Raw genomic sequence first — 912 nt, forward strand, 5'->3', positions numbered from 1 at the left:
CATCTTAAGTATTTATTAACAATATTCTATATCTAATTATTGTATAAAATACTTCTTAATTTATTCTTAAGCAGCTTAGTTGCTGCTAATTTTCTCATATTTAACGTTACTAATATTTCAATTTAGAATTTAAAAAAGCCGACAAAGTATTCACCTTGTCGACGTCATATATTTCATATAAGATTTAATTCTTAGGTCACGTTTATCCTAAAACAATTATGTTATTTATTTAACAATGATTGAATATGTTCATAATCGTGAACATTTTTAGCTAGTTTACCATCAATTTTTATAGATGGTATTTCTTCAATCTTTTCTTTTTCAATTCTCTTTTGATCTGCTTTCATATCTTTCCAAGCTTGGCTATCTTTATCTTTATATGCCTTTTTGATCAATCGTGTCACTTTTTCATTTAATTTCAATTTATCAATTTCTTTATCTAAAAACGCTTCAGTTAACCACATTTCACTAATAGGACCTTGATGTTTAAAGATAGCACTTTTGAATTCTAAATATTTTTCAGGTGCCATATCTTTAACTGCATGAGACGCAGCTGAACCTAATTGAGATTCATCTCCTAACAATGCAGCATTAACATAGGTCACTGTCGCTTTATCAGTATCTATATACGATTTTGATATTTTAGACATAATATTTTCATCAAATTTTTTACAATGCGGACATTTAAAGTCTACGTAAGCAATAATTTCATGTTTTTTCTCTTTGTTATCACATGCACTAAAAAATCCCATAGTTAGTAATAAAACAACTAATAAATATTTATATGTCAAATGCTTCATCTTATTGTCCTTTCTAAGCTGTTATCTTATTAAATAATATATATAATTGTGCGTGAGTAGTCAAAAAGATTTTTGGAGAAATTTACATTTTTTTAGCTAATATCACATACAC

1 protein-coding gene is annotated in these 912 nt (G+C 26.5%); it reads right to left on the reverse strand.

Annotation, left to right across the window (positions count from 1 at the left end; genetic code table 11):
- Nucleotides 1-221: 221 nt before the first annotated feature.
- Nucleotides 222-800: a DsbA family protein gene (locus CD172_RS12180; RefSeq protein ID WP_060551382.1), complete on the reverse strand. Its 579-nt coding sequence runs from the start codon at nucleotides 798-800 to the stop codon at nucleotides 222-224.
- Nucleotides 801-912: the final 112 nt, after the last annotated feature.

Origin of the sequence: Staphylococcus agnetis (assembly GCF_002901865.1) — a bacterium.
Lineage (GTDB): Bacteria > Bacillota > Bacilli > Staphylococcales > Staphylococcaceae > Staphylococcus > Staphylococcus agnetis.

Bases quoted from the DNA above. Each gene is read 5' to 3' on its own strand.
- CD172_RS12180 (WP_060551382.1), bottom strand. From the start codon at position 800: ATGAAGCATTTGACATATAAATATTTATTAGTTGTTTTATTACTAACT.